This window comes from Francisella sciaenopsi (genome assembly GCF_045862875.1).
Lineage (GTDB): Bacteria > Pseudomonadota > Gammaproteobacteria > Francisellales > Francisellaceae > Francisella > Francisella sciaenopsi.
Genome location: NZ_BTHG01000003.1, coordinates 85,386 through 110,286 on the forward strand (window position 1 = coordinate 85,386; position 24,901 = coordinate 110,286).

Below are 24,901 nucleotides of genomic sequence, written 5' to 3' on the forward strand. Positions count from 1 at the left end.
ATAAAATAAACCTATCAATCTTTAGTTTCATCAATTACATCAGTATCTTTAGGGATGTTGAAATCAAATTTATTATTATCTATGTTAATATCGGTTTTCACATCTGAGAAAGAGATTTTAGTAAATTGATTCAAAGATGTAGATATAGCTAGGTATTCAAGATTTTCATTATCAGAGAATTTAATTTGTATATTATCAATCATTTGATCATTTTTGGGTTTTAGTAGATATGTGTTTTTATCTAGTTCTCTAACAGTAAATAGTTTATTTATATTGTCGGTATTTTTAGAAAGCAAAATAAGATAAGGGAATTGTGCGATATTGTTAGATACCTTCTTTATGATAACTTGTTCTAAGTCTCCATCATATATCCAAAGCTTTGTGCCATTTGAGATGATTTCTTGATTATTGGGAGAAGTAGTTATCCACCTAAAGAACTTAGGCTTTTTTAAACTCATGTAACCTTTTGAGCTAATATTATCACTAGCTCTTCCACCATTAATGAGTTTTTGATCAAAGCTTGCGGTCATTGAGTGAATGTTTTTGATTTTGTTTATAAGATCATCACTTGCATTAGCAAAACTATAGTTGATGCTAAATATAAGAGTTAGGAGTAAAGCTATTTTTTTCATTTAAGAGTCTCTTTTAATTAGAACTTCGCGCATACCATTTTGATTCATTTCAGAAACAATACCGTTTTCTTCCATTTCTTCCATTAGTCTTGCAGAGCGGTTATAACCTATCTTTAATTTGCGTTGGACAGCGGATATAGACGCTTTTTGTGTTTTGATAACAATTTCTACAGCTTCGTTGTATAAAGGATCTTCACTATCTCCACTACTATCAGAGCCACCATTACCATTATCAGCATCCTCAGAGGCTTCTAAAATATCTTGTACATAGTCAGGCTCGCCATACTCTTTCCATGATTCTACTACTCTATGTACTTCATTATCATCAACAAAAGCGCCATGAATACGCATAGGGGCTCCAAAGCCAGGCTTTAAATATAGCATATCACCTTGTCCAAGAAGTTGCTCAGCACCTTGCTGGTCAAGGATTGTTCTAGAGTCAATCCTTGAAGATACCTGGAATGACATTCTTGTTGGAATGTTTGCTTTGATTAGTCCTGTCACAACATCAACAGAAGGTCTTTGAGTTGCTAGAATGATATGAATCCCCGCAGCACGAGCTTTTTGTGCAAGTCTTGCGATCAACTCCTCAACTTTCTTACCGACAACCATAATCATATCGGCAAACTCATCTGCAACAACGACAATGTATGGCATTTTTGTAAGAGTTGGAGCCTCGTGAGCTCTCTCTGGATTCATTTTGATAAACATTGTATCTTTGAGCGGTCTGCCAGCTTTTTCAGCCTGCTCAATTTTGTCATTAAGTAATGCTATATTTCTAACTCCAGCAGCAGACATTAGCGCATAACGGCGTTCCATTTCTTTTACACACCAGCGCAAAGAGTTAGCAGCTTCGGTCATATCTGTAACAACTGGTGTTAGTAAATGAGGAATGCCATCATAGATAGAAAGCTCAAGCATCTTAGGATCGATCATAATAAATTTAAGCTCATCAGGACTACACTTGTATAACATGCTGAGGATCATCGCATTCACACCAACAGATTTACCTGAGCCTGTTGTACCAGCTACTAGTAAATGAGGCATTTTAGCAAGCTCAGCAAATGTTGGCTTACCAGATATATCAACACCTATTCCCATTAGAGTAGGAGCTTTTGATTTCATAAATTCAGGTGATGCAAGTACTTCCTTGATACGTACCATTTGTCTAGTTGGGTTTGGTAATTCTAAACCTACATAAGGCTTACCGGGGATTACCTCTACAACTCTAACAGCTGTGGTTGATAAGGCTCTAGCCAAGTCCTGAGCGATATTTGTAAGTTTGCTAACTTTTGTACCTCTTGCTAAATCTATTTCATATCTAGTGATAACAGGGCCAGGATAAGCAGCGACAACTTTAGCATTTATATTAAAGTCATTTAGTGTTTGTTCTAGTAAAGAGGATGTTTCATTGAGTTGTGCTTGAGAAATAACAGTTTGTTTTGGTTCAGGTTCTGTTAGTAGCTCTAATGATGGTAAATTCGCTTTTTTCAAAGGTTTGGCTGTAGGTTGAGTTCGGGTGATCGCTCTTAAATCTTCTTTGGTCATTTGTGATGAAGTCGACTCTGAATCAAATAGATTGCTATTCTCATTGTCATCAAAATCAATATCAATATCAAGTTCTGATATGGTTTCTTCATATATATCTGTGTTTAATTCTTTTTTAGGATCTTTAAATGATAGTTCATTATCAACTTTAGTATTTTCTAAAACATCGCGGAAGATATCGTTCTTTTTAGGATTTTCATCTTTTCGTAAGCTAATAGAGGCTTCTTGAGGATTGTTTTTTTCAAGATTCTTTGTTGTAGTTGTTTGTCCCTCAAAAGCATCAAAATCATTTATGTCAGGAATATCTTTATCATCTTTAGGCCTAGCTTTTGTCAAGTAGTTTAGAGCTCGACCTAAAAACATTACTATATTTTTGAAAATATATATCCATGTGGTGCCTGAATATAGTATTAAGCCGATAGACAGCGTTATCAGTAGTGTGAAAGAGCCACCTACTGTGCCTAAGTATTTTATAATAAATTTTGCTGTTTCATATCCTAATATTCCTCCAGAGCGCTGAGGTACCCAGTAATTAAGAAAGTTTAGGTAAAGCTCAGATAATCCACAGCAAGAAAGTATAAAAGTAATAATACCAACAGTTTTAACAGTAAACATTAAATAGCTTAGACTTTCTTGTTTCCTTTTTAGAAGCAGGATTCTAACAAAATCAATAAGTAAAAAAGGTAAAACAAAGCCAATAATTCCAAAAATGGCTAGTATAAAACTAGATATATATGCTCCAACAGGACCAGCGTAGTTTTTGATTGTAGTTTCAGAAGATATACTGCTCCAACCAGGATCATTTATGTTAAAGCTAAATAGTGCTATGAAAAGATATATTATTATGGCAGTTAATATAACTACAAGAGTTATCTTTAGTCTACCTACTGCATGATTTGTTTTATTTATATTATTGTCAGCCATGATTTGTAAAATGTTTAAAAATTAATGATAAAAACCAATTCACAATTCTAACAAAAAAAACTCTAAAAATGTTAGACTATACTACTAAATTATCAAGCTTAACGTTTTAAAGGGGTAAGATTTGGCTAGATTTCATATTATATTGGGGTTTGTGGTTTGTTTCTTTGCTTGGATATTCTTTTTAATATTTCCTCATTTAGATATACAGATAGCAAATTATTTTTATGATTCATCTACGCATCAGTTTATTGGTGGATATGATGGTTTTTTAGGCTTTTTACATTGGTTTGCAAGGTTTTTTCCGATATTTTTCTCTATAGGAGTAATTTTATTCTTAATAGGTTCTCTATTTATAGATAAATTTAAGATTAAGTATAGAAAGGCTATCTTTTTTATTGCAGTATGCTTATGGATTGGTCCTGGATTGGTTGTTAACTATGTGTTTAAAGATCATTGGGGTAGACCTAGACCTGTTATGGTGCAAGAATTCAATGGTGATAAGGTTTTTCAGCCACCGTTTGTAATATCATCACAATGCGATAAAAATTGCTCTTTTGTTAGTGGTGATCCATCAATGGGCTTTTGGTTGTTTGCATTCATGCCATTAGTAACTACACGTAGAAAAAAAGCCATAGTATTTGCAGCTGCAATGTTTGCTGGAGGAAGTTTGGGACTAATGAGAATAGCTCAAGGAGGGCATTTTTTTAGTGATGTGGTGTTCTGTGGCATATTTGTCTATATATGCACATGGATTGTTTATGCGGTTATGTATCGGGAAAAATAACATTGATTTATATGTTGTAAACATACATAATTGAAAATTGAAGATATTGATTGGAGCAGTATTATGGATTTAGGTTTTATTTTTATGGCAAAGATTTGGAATATTTAGAGACAAAAAAATGGTCTCTAATACTCTATCTACTCCAATCGCTTTTAAAATCTTAAATTTTCTGGGTACCAATCTTAGTTATGAAGAGCAAGTTGTTACTTTTGGCTCTTTGAGTTTTTAATAATGCCTTTGGGGAGAAAAATAGTAGATGTCACAAAAGCTTAAACGTGGATTACATACTCGACATATGTCAATGATAGCCTTAGGTGGCTGTATAGGTACAGGCTTATTTGTAGCACTTGGTGGAGCCATAGCCGATGCAGGACCAGGTGGTACAGTTCTAGCGTATATTATAATTGCTGTAATGGTTTATTTTTTAATGGCTAGTCTTGGTGAAATGGCTGCTCATAGTCCCGTTAGTGGAACATTTTGTGAATATGCTACTCGTTATGTCGATCCTGCTTTGGGTTTCAGTACAGGTTGGAGTTATTGGTTTAATTGGGCGATAACTGTAGCAACAGAAGTAATTGCAGCTGCGATAATTATGCAATACTGGTTTCCAGGAAGCTCGATATTATTATGGAGTGCATTTTTCTTTGTGCTTGTATTTGCTTTGAATATATTCTCGGTGAAAGTATATGGTGAAGTTGAATATTGGTTATCATTTATTAAAGTTTCAACTGTTATTATATTTATTATAATTGGTTTCTTATCGATTCTTGGTATGGTTGGAAACCATGGTAGTGTAGGTTTTGAAAACTGGCATATTGGAGATGCTCCATTCCATAATGGTTGGTGGGGATTCATCTCAGTATTTATGATTGCTGGATTCTCTTTTCAAGGTAGTGAGCTTATTGGAGTTACAGCTGGTGAAGCTAAAGATCCAAATACATCTATTCCTAAGGCTATTAAACAGACATTTTGGCGTTTATTCATATTTTATATACTAGCTGTAGTAATAATAAGCTTTTTGATTCCTTACAATAATCCTTATTTGATACAGTCTAGCGCTGGAGATGATATTTCGGTTAGTCCATTTACAATAGTTTTTGAAAATGTTGGTTTAGGTTCTGCTGCTACTATCATGAATGTGATTATTCTTACAGCGATAATATCTGCATGTAATGCTAGTATGTATAGTGCGACTAGAGTTTTGTGGCATTTAGGTAAGATTAAGCAAGCACCACAATTTTTTGCTACTACTAATTCAAAAGGTACGCCAATGATTGCTCTTTTAATTACAGCTTTGATTGGTAGTTCATTCTTTTTTGTATCATTTGTTGGCAGTGGACAAATCTTTACATGGTTAGTTAATGTATCAAGCTTAGCTGGATTTATAGCTTGGTTTACAATCGCTTTGAGTCACTATCGCTTTAGAAGAGCATATATTAAGCAAGGTAAGAGTTTAAGTGACCTACCTTTTGTAGCTAAGTTTTTTCCTTGGGCACCTATTATTGCATTAATCTTGGTTTCTGTTGTTATAGTTGGACAAGGTGTGACTATGCTAACAATGGAAGGTAGAAGTTGGTCAAGTGTTATGATTGAGTTTCTATCAACTTATGTAGGTTTCTTTGCATTTGTGATACTATATTTTGCATATAAGTTTATTAAAAAAACGAAACTGATAAAATTAGAGGATTGTGATCTTTCAAGAAAGTCATAGTTGTAGTTATTATGAACACTTTTTTTATTCAAGGTAAGGCTGGCCAGATGGAAGTAGCCTATGATAAAGTCAAAGGTGCTAGCCAAGAAGTCGTGGCGGTAGTATGTCACCCTCATCCACTATATCAAGGTAGTATGCACAATAAGGTTGTAACTACTATCTCTAGAGCTATGAAAACACTTAACATTGAGTCATATAGATTTAACTATAGAGGAGTTGGAGATAGTCAAGGTGAGTATGGTGAGGGAGATGGTGAGTTAGAGGATCTAATTTCTGTCTGTGATTGGATTATGGAAAATACCCATTTTAAAAAAATTATATTGTGTGGCTTTTCATTTGGTGGTGCCATAGCATATATGAGTTTAAATAAGATAGATAATGTTGTGGGTTTAATAACTATAGCGCCAGCAGTTGATAGATTTGATTTGACTAAATTTGATGAGCCTAAGAATCTTCCATGGTTAGTCATCCAAGGTGCAGATGATGATACTGTAAACCCTAATTCTGTTTTTGATTTTACTCTTAAAACAGTTAAATCTGAGTTGACATTGGTTAAAATGAACGAGGTTGGGCATTTTTTTCATGGTAAGCTTATACAGTTAAAAGATGAAATAGAAAAATTTCTTATACCAATTGTAGATAAACTATAAAACAAAAAGGACCAAAGCAAATGAATAGAAATGTAGCACTAGAAGCAGTAAGAGTTACTGAGCTAGCGGCTCTAGCATCATGGAGCCAGATGGGTAGGGGTGATAAAATTGCTGCAGACCAAGCAGCAGTCGATGCAATGAGAAAAGCACTAAATGAAGTAGCAATCGATGGTACAGTTGTTATTGGTGAAGGTGAATTAGATGAAGCACCGATGTTGTATATAGGTGAGAAAGTTGGTTCTGGAGGTTGTGAAGTTGATATAGCTCTAGATCCACTAGAAGGCACAACTATAACATCCAAAGGTGGTCCAAATGCTCTTACTGTCTTAGCAGTAGCTGATAAGGGTGGATTCTTAAATGCGCCTGATGTATATATGCAAAAAATTGCAGTTGGCGGTATTGGCGCTCCTAAAGGTATTGTCGACTTAGATGATTCTGTCACAGAAAATTTAAGAAGAGTTGCTGAGTTCAAGGGTGTGCATATGTCGGCACTAGTTGTTTGTACTATGGATAGACCTCGTCATGCACATATTATCAAAGAAGCACGTGAATGCGGTGCTAGAGTTGTTCTTATCGATGATGGTGATGTATCAGGAGTTATCTCTACAGCTACAGAAGGCTCTGGTATAGATGTTTTTATAGGCACTGGAGGAGCTCCTGAAGGAGTCCTTTCTGCAGCAGCTCTTAAGTGTCTAGGTGGTCAAATGCAAGCTAGATTAGAATTTCATAGTGATGAAGAGGTTCAAAGAGCTCATAGGTTAGGTATAACAGATCTTGATAAAAAATATGATATTGATGATTTAGCATCTGGAGATATCGTTTTTGCGGCAACAGGTGTTACAGATGGTAATATGCTTAGAGGCGTTAAGAGGGTTAATAGTACTCGCAGAGGCTCATATGCAGTTACTCATAGTGTAGTTATGCGTTCAACAACTAAGACAGTTAGACATATTACTGCGGAGCATAGCTTTGATTTTAAAGATGGTGTTGAAAAATTTATGTCTTAATAATTATCTGAATATTGTAATTTTCTTTTATTTAACTTGCTGGTAAATATTATTAAATTAGTATTTTAAAATACTTTGTCAAGAGATTCTCTCATTTAAACTTCTGTTGTAAACTTTTAAATAGCATCTGAAAATGTTAAGTTTATAGAATGTATTTTTTTAAATAGTCATTAGGTAATGAGTCAAAACAGCATACTTTGGGTTACATTTATAATATATATCTTAATTATATTTGGTATAGGGATATATTCATATTTTCAAACAAAAAAAGTTTCTGATTATATGTTGGGAGGTAGGTCTTTAAGTGCACCAATAGCAGCCCTAGGTGCTGGTGCTTCTGATATGGGATCTTGGTTACTATTAGCTCTACCAGGAGCATTCATGGTTTCTGGGTTTAATCAAATATGGTTACCGTTAGGTTTATCATTAGGAGCTTTTGTTAACTGGGGTGTTATCGCTAGAAGGTTACGTATTTATACGGAAATTGCTAAGGATTCGATAACTATTCCAGCATATTTTGAAAATAGATTTCATGATGATAAGGGTATAATAAGATCATTAACAGCAGTAGTAGTTGTTATTTTCTTTACAATATATACAGGAGCAGGATTCGTTTCTGGAGGAGTATTGTTTAGTTCAATGTTTGGTATCTCTTATCATGAAGCTTTGCTTCTAACAGCGACAATTATATTTATTTATACATGTGTGGGTGGTTTTTTAGCAATATCATGGATTGATTTCTTTCAAGGAACTTTGATGCTTTTAGCTTTGTTGATTGTACCAGCAGTTGTTTATTTCAATTTGGGAAGTACAGATATTTCAGCGGCGTTATCAAATATAAAAGTAGATGGTTTCTTCGATGTTACTTCTGGAGTTCCTTTGATCACTATAGTATCGTTACTTGCGTGGGGGTTAGGATACTTTGGTCAGCCTCATATTATTGTGCGATTTATGGCAATAAAAGACCCAAACAAGACATCACAAGCTATGTGGATTTGTATGATATGGATGATATTAGCATTAATAGGGGCTGCTTGTGTAGGTATACTTGGTGCTGCATACTATAGTGATAGTTTAGCTAATCCAGAATCCGTATTTTTGAAATTATCATCAGTATTTTTTAATCCGTGGATGGAAGGAGTTTTACTTGCTGCAGTATTATCCGCAGTAATGAGTACATCATCAGCACAATTACTATCATTATCTAGTGCTTTTTCGGTAGATGTATATGCCAAATTTCTTAGAAAGAATGCATCTCATAGAGAGCTTCTAAATGTAAGTCGTTTGATCGTATTATTAGTGGCAATATTCGCAATTATCTTGTCATATAATCCTGAAACGAGTATTTTAAATTTAGTAGGTTTTGCTTGGGCTGGTCTTGGTAGTTCATTTGGTTCAGTAGTGATATTTTCATTATTTTGGTCTAGGATGAATAAAAATGGTGCTATTGCCGGAATCCTTGTGGGTTCATTGACAGTTTTAGTTTGGCCACTATTTGGTCATTTAGGTGGCTGGTTTAAGGTTTATGCTATGGTTCCAGGATTTGCTTTGAGCAGTATCTGTATAGTGGTATTTAGTTTATTAAGCTCGAAGCCAGAAGAATCTGTGCAGTTAGAATATCAAAAATATAAACAATCATTATAATTACTTATTGTTAGTGGTACTTTTTTGGAGTAAAATTCTCATCATTTGGATTCTATGATTTTTTATGAAAAAACTGTTATCTCTTATAGCAGCTTTACTCGTTCTTTATGGTCTTTCACAGGTTGGTGAGACTTTTGCAAGTATAGCGCTATTATCTTTTTTGTGTTGTTTTGTTGTCTATCTATTCGTGACATCTAAGTCTCGTAAGCTAAATCTTATAACGATAATATATGTATTATTAAGCTTTATTTTTGTGGTATTTACTACAATTGCGATATTGAGCGTTGATTATAGTTCTCATCCATTTATATCAATGTTGATATTGTGCATATTGTTACCAACTTTCTTTTTACTTGGTTATAGAATTATTTTGAGTGTTCATTGTTTCATTGATAGTCTTTTTGGTAAAAGTAAGAATTTTCAGGAAACTGATGAAGAACTAGGGTGTTCTGTCGTTATAACCACACGTAATGAACCTTTTGATGTTTGTAAATTAACTTTTGATTCGGCATATCAGCTTGATTATCCTACTGATAAAATCGAGATAATAATTGTTGATAACAGTGATTTAGATCATCCAGACTTCTTGAAATGGCAAGGTTATGTTAACAAGCACAATATGCAAGATGGCATAAGTTGTAAGTTTATACATAGAAATGGTACAGAGGGTTTTAAACCACGTAATCTTGATGTTGCAATGCAATATATTAATTTTGATTATGTATTGTTTCTCGATGCTGATTCAACTTTACCTCAAAGTGCATTAAAAGTAGGATTACCAGAGTTTAAAAAAGACTCTAAGCTTGGTTTTGTTAGTTTCTTGATAGAAAGTACTAACTATAGTACTAATTTAGTTACTAAGGTCGCCAGTATTTTCCAAAATACAATTCGCTATTTTAATGAGTTTGTAGGTAAATATGGCTACTGTAATTATCAAGGGCACAATGGTATATGGAGCAAACAAGCGCTACAAGCAACATCTAAATGGGAAGAATATTATAAATCTCAAGTTATGGTCACAGAAGATATTGCAGCTGGATTTAGGTGTTATGAAGCAGGGTTTAATAGTAAGCCTGTTTTTCTTAAAACTGGAGAGTGGGTTCCTACATCTCTCAAAGAGTTTGAGAAAATGTGGTTAAGATGGTCTTTTGGCGGTATGCAAGTAATGCATAAATATATGTCAAATATTATAAGCTCTTCCAATCTGAACTTTAGAGTGAAGCTTGATATGTTATATTTATTATTTAAGGTTGTAGCTTCAGGTTTTCCGATATTTGCATTATTATTGGTTATTTTTCCAAGAAATAATATAGCTTTTGTGTCGATAGTAAATGTGACACTTATTCCGTTGCTTATCCTAAGTGTTTGGTATTATCTATACGGTGATATAAAAGGTAGTTTTATAAGTAAAATTTCTCAAATTTATATTGCAATGTTTATGTTGTCATCATTTGTGTTTTGGTGTGGTATAAAAGCAGAAATAAATTATTATCTAAATAAGCCCCAGGGTTGGAAACCAACAAGTAAAGTCTTTGATAAAGTTGAAGGTTGGGCACAAGTTATATATGATAATATTGGTAAGTTAAGCTTTTCTTTGGTTGGCTTGATTATAGCTATTTATTCTATTTTTACACTTTACTCTCAAGCTGACTTTTATCTGTATATGTTATGTATGTTGCCAAGTATATTACTTTTTTTGAATACTATTTTATGTGTGTTAGTATTAGGTAGAGCGAGATACTAGAGAAATATTAATGATTGAATACGATAATGTTGTCTATCTAATTGTTGCTTTTGGCTTTGTTTTACTTAATGCTTTTTTTGTCATCGCTGAATTTTCACTAGTTAAAATAAGAAGCTCTCAGGTTGAGATTTTAAGTAAGAAAAAAGGGTTGAAAGGTAAAATACTCTATAAAGTTCATACTAATATCGATATTTATCTTTCAGCTTGTCAATTTGGTATCACACTAGCCTCATTAGGTTTGGGTTGGATTGGTGAGCCTGCTTTTTCTGAGATTTTAGAACCTGTTTTTATGTTTTTTGGAGTTACAGGAAGTTTGTCAAAGATCATTGCTTTTGCAACTGGGTTTGCGATTATATCATTCTTACATATAGTGATCGGTGAGCTTATGCCTAAATCGATGGCTATTAGACAAACAGAGAAACTATCCTTATTGACGTGTATACCGTTGTATATATTTTACTGGTTAATGTTTCCTTTTATCTGGGTATTAAATGTTACAGCTAATAAGCTTTTAAAGTTGTTTAAATTAGATACGGTAGCAGAGGCTGAATATGGTTATACTACAGATGAAGTCAAAATTATCCTAAAGAGTAGCCATCTTAAGAAGCCACTTACAGAAGAGCATAGAGATATATTGCTAAGGATGGTTGAGTTTTCTCATCTACAAGCAATTGATGCTATGAGACCTATCGAAGAGATGGTTGTGATTAATTATAATCTATCAAATAAAGAAAAACTTGAAGTAGTTAAAGAAAATTTGTACACAAGATATCCTGTTTATCAAGGCAATAAAGATAATATCATTGGAGTTATTCATACAAAAGATATTCTTTGTGCTTTAGATAATGATTCACAACAAGAGAATCTTAGACCAATATTGAAAGTATCTCATCATGATCAGTTGATTGATGTTTTACGTAAATTTCAACAAGGCAAACCACACTTTGCATTAGTTTACAAAAAGAACAAGCTTATAGGCTTTATTACATTAGATAATTTGTTAACAATAATGATTGGTAGAATTTCAGATGAGTTTCATCTTGTTAAAGAGCCATGGATAACCTTAGCAAATAATAAGTTTTTGATAAAAGCTAACGCACCTGTGTACGCAGTAGAAAAATTAGCAGATTTGGATCTATCTGAATATCCAGTAGATACCGTTATTGACTTGTTAATCAATTTATTCGGGCATTATCCATCTATAGATGATATTTGGGAGCAACAAATGTTCATCGTTCGACCATATCGTTTTGAAAACGGCTCTTTAGAAGAAATTATTTTAGAACTTAAGTAAGATATTAAAAATTAAACCTTTGAAAAAGTGACTTAAAAATATAGCTGTGTTAGTATATTGCAGAAATTTTTTTAAGAAAAAATGACTGAATGATTAAGTATAAGTTTTATAATGCGAATAAACAAAAAGGGGCATCTCTAGTCGAGAGTATAGTTTCGTCAGGACTGATTTTGTTTGTTTTATCATCATCATTTTTGATAATAAATTCATCAATAACTACTTCAGTAATAGCAGAAAAGAAAACACAGCTAATACAGCAGTTAGATAAAAAGATAGCTGATTATATTCTAACAGGTAAATTTAATACAAAAACTATCGATGATGATTATTTCTTTCAGAAAAAAGTTAATGATTCTAAGTTAACTAAGTTTGTTGCTAAAAATAAAGACTTCAATTTATGTATCTCTAAGGAAATTATCAAATATGGCTCAAACTTATAGAAACCGAATTATTTGGGGTTTTACGTTAGTCGAGCTTATGGTTGGCATTACTATTTCGATTATTGTAATTACAATCGCTGTTAATATATATATTTCTACCAAAAAAAGTTACAACAAAGCCAAGCTTAATACCGAGCAAAATATAAAAATTATTTCTACTCAGAAAGTATTGTCAGATGCTATCATCAATGCTGGACTATCATGTAAATATGGAGATAATCATCAGACTTACATAAATCGAACTGGAGAAAATCCTCAAGAGTTTAAATTTTTGTATAATGCTTCATCAGTTAGAGTGGGAAAGATATCTTCGATAGAAGGATTTCTTCAACAGTCTCTATATACTAAGCAAAAATTTTTGTATCAACCGAATACAAATTACTTAATGATTAAAACAGACAGCTCATCAAGCGAGCTTGCTCAAAAACCATTAAATTTAAGCTTGTATTTACAAGATTTTCAGCAGTGGCAAAAGGGAGATTATTTAGCACTTTGTAATAATGATTATATTGATATTGTGAAAGTACTAAAAGCTGATAATACTACAAAAGCGATTAAGTTGGTTTCAGCACCAACTAACGAATTTAATAAAGGTGATTATGCAGGTAAGATAAATATCCAAATCTTTTATACAGCTGCGGTAGCTACTCTAAAGAATCCAAGTGAATATACTTACTCTTTATATATGTTTGTTAAAAGTGGTGATAACAATGCAGTTACATATCCTCTTGTGGAAGGTGTTTCTAACCTTAAGTTGGCTTATGCGATACTAGATAAAGATAAGCTTAGTTGGAAAGAAATATTACAAGATACTAATATTGATCAAATAAATGCAAAAGCTCTAAAAATATCGTTTCAATCCAACAATCAATATTATGATAAAGTAGTGCTAATATGAGTTATTTTCGCTTAGTAACTTTTACAAAAAAAACAGGATCATCATTGATGCCTGCGATGATATTTGCTTTTGTAGTATTAATTACAGTATCGAGTCTTAGCTATATTGTTAGATATAATTTATTAAGTATAAAAAGTTTGCAATCACAAGAGATAGCATCAACAGTAGAACAACAATATATCCAAGAAATATCTCAAAAAGGTACTATTGCCACAGGAGATACTAGCTTTGGGAGCTATCATATAGAGAATACATTACAAAGTAGTCAACCTATATTTTCTAATAGAAATGTCACGATAAATCTATATGACTCACAGCCTGCGGCTATAAGTATGGATATAGAACATAAGCTTTTCTATAGAGATAAATTAATGTTAAACAAGGAGATTTTGTATAAAAAGCTACCTCATCATTCAATGATTAATTATGATTCATCATTAGTGCCGATCAATGTTCCGTATATTGATGTTGCTAGAATGAATAATTCACAGAAGTTTTATAGACTTAATTCAAGTGGGCATATTAGTGATACAGAGCGAGGTTATATTGGTTTTCTTAAGAAAGAGTATGACTGGCTATTAATATCAGTAAACAAGAATATTCAAATAATAAATCTAAAAAACTTAGATCTTTCTGAAAACTATAGCTTAAAAATTGGTTGGCAACTTAGTAAGGGTAGTTGGCAAATGTTATTGGCAATATATGATAAACAACATTTATATATATTCAAAACCAAGCTAACTAATCTAGTAAATAATTTATCTAAAGCAATCTTAGATTTATCAACACCAATCAAAGTGACTGATACACCAAAAGATATAGTAACATTAGATTGGTATTATCAGTCAGATGAGTCAATGCCAAGTCTAATAGTTTTGTCTACGCGCAAAGATAATGTAGGTAATATAAATGTAATTATCCAAGATGTTGAGTATGATCAGTCTAACAATAGATATATAACTTCAATAAAAGATATCATAGATACTAGAGTAGAGATTGGTGATAATAATGTTTATGTGCAAGTATTAGATCCAACAAGAACTCTCGCAAAAAGTTTTTTATATCTTTTTATTGGGAATAAACTTGTAGTATATGGTTTAGGAAGCTCTTTTGATACTAGTAAAAAACAAGTGAACTTAGATAGAGTTATAGAAAATGCTCCAATAATTGTGAGAAAGGATCAGTACAGTAATTATATTTTAGTCTATAAAGGAGATCATTATTATCAGTACTTATATACTATTAATACGAAGCTCATAAACGTATCAAATCCAGTAGTATATCCTAAGCAAAAGATCCAGAGTATAATAGTTAAATACGGTTTAAAATTTATAGTTACTAGTAGCAAAGTATATATAGAAAATTTTAATAATCAGCGAATTGAAACGGTTCAAATATAGATAAATAATATGTTAAAACTAAAATCTGCCTTATTGATATCTATTTTTATTTTAGCTTCTAACTTAGTATATGCTATTAATTGCCAACTTATTGATAGTCAGAATGGTTATAAAGGATTTATAGACTTTAGTTGTGATACAGATATATCATTAGATGATAATAAAGTGATTTTTTACTTAATTGGAAATGATATCGATATCAAGTCTATAGATGTTTCTGATGCGGATGTTAAATATAGTATTGATACTGTTGCTGAGAATATTAAGAGAGTTAGTTTGAATGTTTCTAAGAAAACATTATTTGTTGACTTAGACTATACTGCGTATAAAGATAAACCAATAAATGTAACAATAACTGCCCAAAAAGATACTAATCTAGAATATAAGATTCTTTGGGGAGGGGTAGTAAATAACTCAAACAAAATTCAAAAAAACAATAACAATAATCTACAGTTTTATAGGACTATATCAAGAGAGCTTTTTGGTATTAAGAATGGCTTAGAATGTGCTATAAATGCTGATTGTGATGATAAAATAAGCCTTTTAAATCAAGATGGTTCGCAAATGAATAAGCTAGCTCAAAATATTTCAGGTTATTTGAGTTTTGGAATTGTTCATCAAGAATTAGTTTAAGATTAAGGTCAAGATGGTTTGGAACTAAATAAATATTTTTATGTTAAAATACTATCTACCAATAATCGCTTATTTAATGTGACTGTATATTTTGAGAAGAAGCAAAAAGAACATAAGTGTTAAAAATCTTAAGGGATTCGTCTTTCTTGAGGTATTAATAGCTTCAATATTAGGTATATTTGTTCTTATTGCAGCTTTTTATGCTATTGGAAATATATTATCAAACGCGGTTTTAACTGAGAAAAAAGTTGAGTTGGCAAATGAGTTAGAGTCTAGAGTAGATAACTATATGCTAACTGGAAGTTTTGATGATAGTTCATTCGGAGATTTGACTTTTAGTAGGGTTGATAGTGGTAGTGGCATACGTGAGTTTGTGGGAACGAACTCTAGTTTTTCATTACAAATTATCAAGAGAGCTTATGCACCTATAACAGTTGCTGATATTATTGATCGTGAGCTTGGTCCATATATGCGTCGTGCCAATGAAATATATATAGAGAAAAATGCAAGTGTAATTGACGATCCGGCCGTATTAGCAGATATAGAAGCAGCAAGGAATCAATACTTGTCAGCTAGTACAGAGAAGCATTCTAGTAATACAATGGTATTATTAAATTTAGGTAATACTCAGCTAAACACAACACAACCGATGGAAAATCCACCTTTTGACTTTTATGGAGCATATATAATAGTCGGGCCAATGACAAATGCTGATGTTACACCGGCAATTAAGTGGCATTGTACGCCATATAATATTGATGCAGATTTACTTCCTTCTTGGTGTGTTTTATAGTAGAGGATAGAAATGCTAATATTTTACAATAAAAGAAATAAAAAAGGTTTTACCTTAATAGAACTCTTAGTTGCTACAGTGGTTGGGATAATTGTTCTTTCTGCATTGATTAATACATATATGGGAGTCAAACGAAGCTATAAAGAATATAAAGATAAAACAACTACAGAATCCAAGGAATTGCTTGTCAAAAATTTCTTATATGATTTTATTAAAGATGTTGGTTTTGCTTGTAACTTTGGTAGTTTAAATCAAACATATTATGATAGTACTTCCGATTCTCTTGATAACTTTTTTTATAATTCAGCAATGATTCAAGTAGGTCAGTTGCCTTTGACGACTTCTAATCATGCTGCAAAGTCTCTTGAAGAAGGTTGTTCAGGTAATTGTTTTAAAGCAGGAACTGATTATATCATGATTAAAAAAGAAGAGAATAGTGTTTATCTTACACAAATAAACTCTTCTAGTTCAGAATTACATACTACTTCAGTAGAAGATATATCTGTGGGAGATTATTTGTTTCTGTGTAATAAAAAGTATATTAATCTCGTGAAAGCGACTAGTATCAATAGTGGAAGTAATATTGTTGATCTCTCAAGAGCCCCTCAGGGTGGTGATTATTATCCTGGAGATTATGTTGGTAAATACTCCTTACAAATCTTATATATCAGAGATAGTGGAGTAGTTGATGATAATGGGCAAAAAATTTTTTCTTTGTATGTTTATATTAAAAGTAATGATTCTGATTGTAGAAATGATTTGGATGTTGACTATATTCCAAAAGATGGTTGTGGTGTTTTTGAATTGGTTAGAGGAGTAAGTGATTTGCATGTTGAATATGCAACCGTTAGTAATGGTAATGTAACATGGAATAGTGTTTCTACTGATGTAGATGTCAGTACTTCTAACTATCCATCACTTAAGGTATCTTTTGATTTAGATGGGCAAGCATTTCATAAGATAATTAACTTATAGGTTATTAAGAATGACGAAAAAAATTAAAGGTTCTGCACTATTAGCATCTTTAATATTTGCCTTTGTAATATTAGTGGTAATATCAGCACTTGCGTATAACTATAGAATAGACTCTTTAGCTGTTAGTACTATATTAGGTCAAAAGCAAAATATAGGCGTAGATGAGGGATATTTTGGTGGTATTATAGGTAATTTAGATACTTTACAAGATAAAGAAGAAACTATAGATGGTTATAAGTTTCAGACCAATATTGATTCTTCAGGTCTAAAATTCTTATATGAAGATAGTAATGCTGATCTATACGAGTCAGAGCCATACCTGCTTAGCTATAAGTATACTCACAGATTTTTTGAGGGAGAAATTAATAGGTATGTAAGAGAGTTCATCTATAATATATTGCCAGGTTCTTCTGTTATGACTCAGTATGACAGGTCAGTCATTCCTCTAAATTTACCATATGTTAATGCTGAAGCTATGAGTCAAGCAGAATATAATTATAAAATTGGAAGTCAAAATGCAGCTCCCGTTGAAGGTGGTTATATTGGGTATTTACGAAAGCCAATAATAGATGGATATGATGGTACTGGCTCAGAGTCTGATTATATTGTTGAGCAAGGTAATGGTAATATAAAGTATATTTTATGTCATAAGCCAGAGGACGGTGGAAATAGAATAGTTGTATCAGAGAACTCTTGGGACGCTCACCATGATCATGGTGATTATAGAGGGCCTTGTTTAAATAGTTCACGTAGTTTTACTATCAATATATATGGCAATACTCTTACTATGACTTTCCCTGATGTTTTGGCTTTGAGTTATTATCATTTTAGTGTTGGTTGGGGTCTTGAGAATGGTCAATGGACTCTGTATTTAGCTGTTTATGATTTGGATAGGGTTTATACTTCCTCAACTACTCTCAATGATATCAAGAATAATCCATCAACAGCAGAAGTATCTTTATCAAACTGGAAAGAGGTCTCTGGATTAGAAGAGTTTGATGGTGGTGATATTGTTAATGTGGCATGGTACTTTGATAATGTAGAAGATGTGCCGAAGTTAATGATTTTGGAGAAATTTCTTAGAAGTGGTAGTTACGATATAGATGTCTATCGGACAACATATGCCTCAATTACTAAAACTTATGCGGCTACGCTAACAGATAGATTTGTAACTGGCACAACCAATTTTAATGATAAAGAGGTTTTCACACTAGTCCCTGATAGTTTATTTACACTATTTGGTGCAGTACCATTAATTTTTCAAGGTACTAATATTATAGATTTTAATTATGATGCTCCTTATACACTGGGTGATGGAGTAGGTTCAACTAAATCAGTTTTAACAGCTAATGTTACCAATAAGCCAGTTATTATCAAGAAAAATGCAACACAGTTTTATATAGTCTATTTCAATAATAATACTGTCTATAAATATCTATATAGTTATGGAGTATCTTCACCATCACTAGTGTTGACTAATATTTTTTCTGGACAGACAATTCAAAAAATTATAGCTAAATATGGAGCATTATTTATTATCACTAATAATAATATATATGTTGAAGATGTCCAAAATTCAGCACTGATAAGCCGCGTGGCTATATATGGAGCAAATTATCAAATTGCTAGAGATAGTAGTGGTAGGATTTATGCAATGCCAGATGGTTTTACTTGTACTATCAATGGCAATTGTAATACTTCTTCTAGGGTTTATCTTGATAGTGGATGTGGAGCATATAGCGGTGGTTGTGATGCAATGACTGAGCTTAATAATGTTTCACCATATTTGAATATAGTTTATAAGAACTTCAGTTATTAAGATTTTTTCCAAAAATACTAAAATTTAGTTATACTGATAACTTATATTATAAGATTCGAGAGATGGACTTTTTGTTTATGATTTTTTATAACTCTTTATCTGGTAAAAAAGAAGAATTTAAGCCAATTGAACCTAACAAAATCAAGATGTACGTTTGTGGTATTACGGTTTACGATGATTGCCACATTGGACATGCTCGCACAAATATAGCCTTTGATGTTATTAATAGATACTTCAAGTATCGTGGTTTTGATGTTACTTTTGTGCGTAATATTACAGATATCGATGACAAGATTATCAAAAGAGCCAATGAAAATGGTGAAGCTACAGATCAGTTAGTTGAGAGAACTATCAAATCAATGCATGATGCATTTGATAAGTTAAATATCTTACGACCAACAAAAGAGCCAAGAGCTACTCAAACTATCCCTGAAATGATAGCTATGATTGAAACTCTGGTTGAGAAAGGATTCGCTTATCAAGGTACTAATGGTGATGTGTTTTATAGGGTTGCTAAGTTTGCTGATTATGGTAAATTAAGTAAACAAAATCTTGAAGCACTTGAGCAAGGTTCAAGAGTTGATGTTGTTGAAGAAAAAGAAAATCCTATGGATTTTGTACTTTGGAAGATGGCAAAACAAGGTGAGCCAGCTTGGGATTCACCATGGGGTGCCGGTCGTCCAGGTTGGCATATAGAGTGTTCAGCAATGTCAAAGAAGCTTCTAGGAGATACTTTTGATATCCATGCTGGTGGTTCTGATCTAAGATTCCCACATCATGAAAATGAAATAGCTCAATCTGAAGCTTGTAATGAATGTACTTTTGCTAACTATTGGTTACATTCAGGTATGGTAAAAGTTAATGCTGAAAAGATGTCAAAATCTTTGAATAATTTCTTCACTATCAACGAGGTCATAGAGGAATATCATCCTGAAGTTATAAGATACTTCTTAGCTTCTACTGTATACAGAAGTGAGATTAATTACTCAAAAGAAAATCTAGATAACGCTAGAGCATCGGTAGAGAGATTATTTAATGCTCTTCGAGATATAGAGCCAGTTGAGGTAAATCTACCAGATGATGCTAACGAGTATGAAGAGAAGTTTATCAAAGCTATGGATAATGACTTTAATACTCCGGAAGCTTTAGCAGTTCTATTTAGCTTGGCTAAAGAGATAAATACATTAAAAACAACAAATAAATATAAAGCTAGTGGTTATGCATTTTTACTACGTAAGCTTTGTGATGTATTGGGTATTTTATTTACTGATACAGAAGATTACTTCAAGCAGGGTGATGATGTAGATGCTAGCGAAATTGAGAAGCTTATAGCAGAGCGTGCTCAAGCTAAAAAAGATAAAAATTATGCTAGAGCTGATGAGATTAGAAATGAGCTTCAAAATCAAGGAATAGTATTAGAAGATAGTGCAACTGGTACTACATGGAAGAAAGGTTAATAAATGTATTCAAACGAAAAGCAACAAGATATTATAGATAATCTACATACAATCAGAGATTATATCCGTTGGAGTATCTCTGAAATGACGGCAAATAATGTTTACTTTGGTCATGGATCAGAGTCTATTTGGGATGAGGCGGTACATCTTGTACTTAGTGCAATAAATGTATCTCATGATATTGATAGTAATATGGTTGCTGCAAGACTTTTAAAAGAAGAAAAGCAAAAAATCATAAATTATGTATATCAAAGAACATGTGAACGTAAGCCATTACCATATATTTTAAAGAAAGCATGGTTTGCAGATATGGAGTTTGATATTGATGAGCGAGTTATTATTCCTCGCTCGCCAATTGCAGAGCTTATCCGTAATGATTTTTCTCCATGGATTAATGATATTGATGATGTCACTAATGTACTAGATCTGTGTACTGGTAGTGGTTGTATAGGTATTGCATGTAGTAATGTCTTTGAGGATGCAAATATAACTTTGGTAGATATATCTGATGATGCTTTAGCTGTAGCAAATCATAATATCAAAAAGCATCAGTTAAGTGATAGGGTAAAAGCTGTGAAGTCTGATCTATTTGATAATCTTCATGGTCAAAAGTTTGATTTGATTGTTTCAAATCCTCCTTATGTTGATAGAGAAGATTTAAGCAGTATGCCACAAGAGTATCATTATGAGCCCAAGCTTGCTCTAGAAGCTGGAGATGATGGTTTAGATTTGGCAAAAAGAATAATTCTTGAAGCTGACCAGTATATGACAGAAGCTGGTGTATTAATAGTTGAAGTTGGCAATAGTCAGTATGCTCTTATGGAGATATGTCCTGATATTCCATTTACATGGTTAAGCTTTGCTGATGGTGGAGATGGTGTGTTTTTACTTACTTATGATGAACTAGTTAAATATAAAGATTCATTTAAAAAATATTTCCAAAGCTAATATTTAGTCTATAATCTCTTCAAAATTTAATCTTTTAAAAATTTGGGATTGGCATTATGTCTAATGATCCTTTTAAAAAAATATCATCTGATAAAACAGTTATTCTCATAATTTGTCTTTTTGGTTTGATGTCACAATTTGCTACTGACAGCTTTACACCATCACTACCACATATCGCAGATTATTTTCATGCTGCTGCCAAAGATATTAAACTAACCGTTGGAATCTACTTTTTTGGTATGACATGCTCGATGCTTGGATTTGGTTACTTATCTGACAAATATGGTCGCAAACAAGCATTATTAGCTGGATATTTGGTATTTTGTATTGCAAGTATTTTGTGTATGCTGGCTCAAAGTGAAAAGCAGTTGTTATTTTTTCGCTTTTTACAAGGTATTGGAATGGGTAGTTCTTTTGTATCTTTTCGTGCAATTATGAAAGATGTTTTTAGTGATAACCAATCACTTGCAAAGGCTAGTCTTGTAATCACTAGTATAGTTTCATTAACTCCACCTCTAGCTCCGATTACTGGAGGAATTATCCAAGAGACTATTGGTTGGCGTGGTAATTTTGCTTTGCATTCAATAATGGCACTTGCGATTACAGTTTTGATTGTTAAGTATTTACATCTAGAAGCTATACCAAAAAGTAATTATAAGCTTCTAGAGTCATATAAGAGAATATTATCTCATAAGGTCTTTGTCCTTAATGCAATATGTAGCGGTTTGGCATTATCGCTGGTTTTTGTATTTGCAACACTTTCACCATTTTTCTTCCAGGTAAGATTAGGATTTTCTGCTGTTGAGTTTTCATTTTTATCAGCAACTGTAATTATACCTTCAGCAATATTTTTAATAATCTTTAAAAATAAGATTAGTAAATTAGATATGGATAGGGTAATACTTTATTGTGGATCTTTTTCTGCACTAAGTGGTATATTACTGGCTTTGTCCTATTTTATTTTTGGATTAGATGCTAAAGTAATTGTTGTATTATGTGCTTTAGCTTTTTGCGGGAATGTTTTTCAATATACAGCTACTTATATTTGTGCCTATAAGGAGATACACACAGAGATTGGTGTAGCATCGGCAATATTCGGATTTATACAGATAGCTGTAACTACTATTTCATCATCACTTGTTTCTAGTATTAGCCTTAATAATCAATTTTTATTTGGATTATTGATGATGGTACCACCATTATTGATAGTGATTTTAAAAATGATTGATCTTAAAAAACTTTTGTAAATCAGGCATATATGATTAAATTAGAAAAATTTACAGAAAACAATATACCTGATCTTTTGTCTGAATTGAAGGAGTATGATATTCGTTTTTTATATCAGTTTGGAGGTATTAATTATCAATTTCCTCTTGATTACCTTCAGATAAAACAAACTATGGATAATAAATTAAACTTACTCTTTAATGTTATAAATGATGAGAGTAAATCAATTGGACATTGTCAAATAATTAGATTAGATCAGGCGAACAAAAAAGCTTCTATAGGTAGGTTACTAATATATGAGCAATATAGAGCAAAAGGTTTTGGCAAGTTAATGATCAAAAAACTTTTAGAATTTGCTAAATCCATTGGCTTAAAAAACATAAGCTTAAGAGTTTTTGATTTTAATAACTCAGCAATTAAATGTTATGAAGCTATAGGATTTGAGAAAACTATAGAAGAATATATTGATATTCCTGGTTTAAAAGAAAAGTGGAAGATAATCTCAATGGAGATTGAGATTTAAGAAAAGATTATCCTTCTATAACAATATTAGGGAAGTGAGCTTTAACACATTTAGTATAATCACCTTCTGTAAATGCTGAGTATGGTGTTTGATAACCAACTAGTTTACAAGCAAATGCCTCACCATTAGGATTGCTTGCTATCCAACTAGAATCCTTTTCCCAGTATATTTGTGTAGCACCTGCACCATTGGCATCAAATTGTTTCATACCCTTACAGCCCAGAACTTCAGTACTTGGAATATTTAAGCCAAGATAGTTCATAAAATTACCATAGTAATCTATGCGGTTTATAGACTGAGCAACCTCAACACTACCACCACATTCTACACCACCATTAATGATTTGCGTAGTTACTCCAAACCCAGGAGTTAAGTTATTTGCTTTATCAGCAGCATTTGGTTGCCAAGTACCATCAATAACATGTAGCATAGATGGTTTCGGTGGCTGTGGATATACAAAGAAGAATACTGCAGATGCTAAATTTAACCATGTATCAGCAACCATCTCAGGATTATCCAATAGGATTCTTACATCACCATACATTGCTTGTGAGAATGGTCCATAATTATAGTTATAACTTAATTGTTTTGCTCCACGACCAAAGTAAGATTTGAAATCACCATTTTCAAACTTACCACATGGCCAAGTTTGACCTTGCCATACATCTGGATTACACTCACCATTATAACCACCACGCATAGTTTCATCCCATCCCATTTCACGTACATGAACTAGAGCCTGACGCCATTCTGGCACATCCCACCAACTAGTATGTCCACCTGTCTCTTGAGTAAAGTGAGCAAACATAGTAGCTAGAGATTTACGGCAAATAGCATCAGAATCTCTACCGTCAGTATAGGTGCCACAGAATGCTGGAAACTTAGCTACAGCTTTTAAGAAATTATCATAAGTATATTCTGGTGAACGTTTAGGGAACATATACTCCCAATCTTCTGCAGATATTATACTTTCTACTCTCTTAACATTTTCTGGGTTATTCTGGTTTCCTGCGGTTACAGCTTCAACCACGCTGTTATCTCTAGTTTTAATCGACTCTTTCACTTGGCTTAAAACTGTTCCACTTGTTAATTCAGCTTCTTTTGCATCAAGTTTAGCTTGAGTCGTAACATATTTATCAGAAGTTGGCTCATCAGGGTCTGTAGGATCTGTAGGATCAATCGGCTCATCAGGATTGCTAGGATCGTATAAATCCCAAGCAGTCTCCCAAGCAGTACCAGAGCCTGGAGCATAAGCCCACCCAGCAGCGCTTGAGCACCAAGCAGCGACACCAGTTTTACATTTGTATAATTTACCATCAGCAGAGACTATAGTACCACTTTCATATTTTGTACCAGCAACATAGCTCTCATAATCTCCACTTGGAGGATCAATCGGATCTACAGGGTCAACAGGGTCGACTGGATCAACAGGATCCTCTGGATCTGTAGGATCTACAGGGTCATCACTACTACCATTGCCAACTGAAAAGCTTTCAACATTAAATACAGGAGCGCTTGGAGAGAAGCTGAAGCTTGCAGTACTACCCGCTGTAACAATAGTTGGCTGACCACTCCATTGTTTAGAAGTAATGGATATAACACCTCCATTTGACAGGGTCATGCTAGCATTGCCGATACCCCAGATACTTCCAACTTCTACACCATTGCTCAATTTAAATGAGATAGGATTTTCCTCTAGATTCGTATTTTTATCGCAGCTAAAAGTTATTTTACCTGTCCAACCTTTTTGTACATCTTCTAGTTTGCAATTAGCAAAAGCTAAAGATCCCATTAAAGTTAAGGTAAATGCTGATAAGACTTTTATCTTATTATTCATTTTCAATATCCTT

21 protein-coding genes are annotated in these 24,901 nt (G+C 32.8%); 18 read left to right on the forward strand and 3 right to left on the reverse strand.

The features are described 5' to 3' along the window. Positions 1 to 14: 14 nt before the first annotated feature. Together lolA and ACKTR7_RS04590 are read right to left on the reverse strand one after the other, a co-directional pair. Positions 15 to 632: an outer membrane lipoprotein chaperone LolA gene (lolA, locus tag ACKTR7_RS04585; protein ID WP_407877217.1), complete on the reverse strand. Its 618-nt coding sequence runs from the start codon at positions 630 to 632 to the stop codon at positions 15 to 17. Then, positions 633 to 3,104 carry a DNA translocase FtsK gene (locus tag ACKTR7_RS04590; protein WP_407877218.1) on the reverse strand — a complete coding sequence of 824 codons (2,472 nt, stop codon included), beginning with the start codon at positions 3,102 to 3,104 and terminating at the stop codon, positions 633 to 635. A gap of 121 nt (positions 3,105 to 3,225) precedes the next feature. On the opposite strand from ACKTR7_RS04590, the gene lpxF reads away from it, so the two are divergent. The 18 genes from lpxF to ACKTR7_RS04680 all read left to right on the forward strand — a co-directional run bounded on the left by lpxF (position 3,226) and on the right by ACKTR7_RS04680 (position 23,051). Continuing rightward, positions 3,226 to 3,888 (forward strand): lipid A 4'-phosphatase LpxF, encoded by a 663-nt coding sequence (lpxF, locus tag ACKTR7_RS04595; protein WP_407877219.1) that lies wholly within the window; start codon positions 3,226 to 3,228, stop codon positions 3,886 to 3,888. 256 nt (positions 3,889 to 4,144) lie between these two features. Continuing rightward, on the forward strand, positions 4,145 to 5,599 hold the full coding sequence (locus ACKTR7_RS04600) for an amino acid permease (protein ID WP_407877220.1): 1,455 nt from the start codon (positions 4,145 to 4,147) through the stop codon (positions 5,597 to 5,599). An 11-nt stretch (positions 5,600 to 5,610) separates the two neighbouring features. Beyond that, positions 5,611 to 6,249 (forward strand): alpha/beta hydrolase, encoded by a 639-nt coding sequence (locus ACKTR7_RS04605; protein ID WP_407877221.1) that lies wholly within the window; start codon positions 5,611 to 5,613, stop codon positions 6,247 to 6,249. A gap of 20 nt (positions 6,250 to 6,269) precedes the next feature. Further along, a complete protein-coding gene (gene glpX, locus ACKTR7_RS04610; RefSeq protein WP_407877222.1) occupies positions 6,270 to 7,256 on the forward strand; it encodes a class II fructose-bisphosphatase in 987 nt (328 codons plus the stop codon). Positions 7,257 to 7,433: 177 nt separating this feature from the next. Continuing rightward, positions 7,434 to 8,900 carry a sodium/proline symporter PutP gene (gene putP / locus ACKTR7_RS04615; RefSeq protein WP_407877223.1) on the forward strand — a complete coding sequence of 489 codons (1,467 nt, stop codon included), beginning with the start codon at positions 7,434 to 7,436 and terminating at the stop codon, positions 8,898 to 8,900. Positions 8,901 to 8,964: 64 nt separating this feature from the next. Then, complete coding sequence (locus ACKTR7_RS04620) at positions 8,965 to 10,644, forward strand: glycosyltransferase (protein ID WP_407877224.1); 1,680 nt, start codon at positions 8,965 to 8,967, stop codon at positions 10,642 to 10,644. A 10-nt stretch (positions 10,645 to 10,654) separates the two neighbouring features. Further along, the gene (locus ACKTR7_RS04625; RefSeq protein ID WP_407877225.1) at positions 10,655 to 11,938 is read left to right on the forward strand and encodes a hemolysin family protein; all 1,284 of its coding nucleotides are present in this window, start codon (positions 10,655 to 10,657) and stop codon (positions 11,936 to 11,938) included. A 92-nt stretch (positions 11,939 to 12,030) separates the two neighbouring features. Then, on the forward strand, positions 12,031 to 12,378 hold the full coding sequence (locus ACKTR7_RS04630; protein ID WP_407877356.1) for a type II secretion system protein: 348 nt from the start codon (positions 12,031 to 12,033) through the stop codon (positions 12,376 to 12,378). Beyond that, positions 12,362 to 13,276: a prepilin-type cleavage/methylation domain-containing protein gene (locus ACKTR7_RS04635; protein ID WP_407877226.1), complete on the forward strand. Its 915-nt coding sequence runs from the start codon at positions 12,362 to 12,364 to the stop codon at positions 13,274 to 13,276. Before ACKTR7_RS04630 ends, ACKTR7_RS04635 begins: the two co-directional genes overlap by 17 nt. Further along, positions 13,273 to 14,676: a hypothetical protein gene (locus tag ACKTR7_RS04640; RefSeq protein ID WP_407877227.1), complete on the forward strand. Its 1,404-nt coding sequence runs from the start codon at positions 13,273 to 13,275 to the stop codon at positions 14,674 to 14,676. The genes ACKTR7_RS04635 and ACKTR7_RS04640 overlap by 4 nt, the downstream gene beginning before the upstream one ends. Before the next feature lie 9 nt (positions 14,677 to 14,685). Then, positions 14,686 to 15,309, forward strand: a complete 624-nt coding sequence (locus ACKTR7_RS04645) for a hypothetical protein (RefSeq protein ID WP_407877228.1) — start codon at positions 14,686 to 14,688, stop codon at positions 15,307 to 15,309. A gap of 91 nt (positions 15,310 to 15,400) precedes the next feature. Further along, entirely contained in the window at positions 15,401 to 16,102 is a 702-nt protein-coding gene (locus tag ACKTR7_RS04650; protein ID WP_407877229.1) for a type II secretion system protein, read from the forward strand. Between the two features lie 12 nt (positions 16,103 to 16,114). Then, complete coding sequence (locus tag ACKTR7_RS04655; protein WP_407877230.1) at positions 16,115 to 17,077, forward strand: PilW family protein; 963 nt, start codon at positions 16,115 to 16,117, stop codon at positions 17,075 to 17,077. A 10-nt stretch (positions 17,078 to 17,087) separates the two neighbouring features. After that, on the forward strand, positions 17,088 to 18,896 hold the full coding sequence (locus tag ACKTR7_RS04660) for a hypothetical protein (RefSeq protein WP_407877231.1): 1,809 nt from the start codon (positions 17,088 to 17,090) through the stop codon (positions 18,894 to 18,896). Positions 18,897 to 18,973: 77 nt separating this feature from the next. Continuing rightward, a complete protein-coding gene (gene cysS, locus ACKTR7_RS04665) occupies positions 18,974 to 20,353 on the forward strand; it encodes a cysteine--tRNA ligase (RefSeq protein WP_456237544.1) in 1,380 nt (459 codons plus the stop codon). A gap of 3 nt (positions 20,354 to 20,356) precedes the next feature. Further along, entirely contained in the window at positions 20,357 to 21,301 is a 945-nt protein-coding gene (prmB, locus tag ACKTR7_RS04670) for a 50S ribosomal protein L3 N(5)-glutamine methyltransferase (RefSeq protein ID WP_407877233.1), read from the forward strand. 56 nt (positions 21,302 to 21,357) lie between these two features. Then, positions 21,358 to 22,548, forward strand: a complete 1,191-nt coding sequence (locus ACKTR7_RS04675; RefSeq protein WP_407877234.1) for an MFS transporter — start codon at positions 21,358 to 21,360, stop codon at positions 22,546 to 22,548. An 11-nt stretch (positions 22,549 to 22,559) separates the two neighbouring features. Then, positions 22,560 to 23,051 (forward strand): GNAT family N-acetyltransferase, encoded by a 492-nt coding sequence (locus tag ACKTR7_RS04680; protein ID WP_407877235.1) that lies wholly within the window; start codon positions 22,560 to 22,562, stop codon positions 23,049 to 23,051. Positions 23,052 to 23,058: 7 nt separating this feature from the next. On the opposite strand, the gene ACKTR7_RS04685 is transcribed toward ACKTR7_RS04680, so the two are convergent. After that, complete coding sequence (locus ACKTR7_RS04685; RefSeq protein WP_407877236.1) at positions 23,059 to 24,888, reverse strand: chitinase; 1,830 nt, start codon at positions 24,886 to 24,888, stop codon at positions 23,059 to 23,061. Between the last annotated feature and the right edge of the window lie 13 nt (positions 24,889 to 24,901).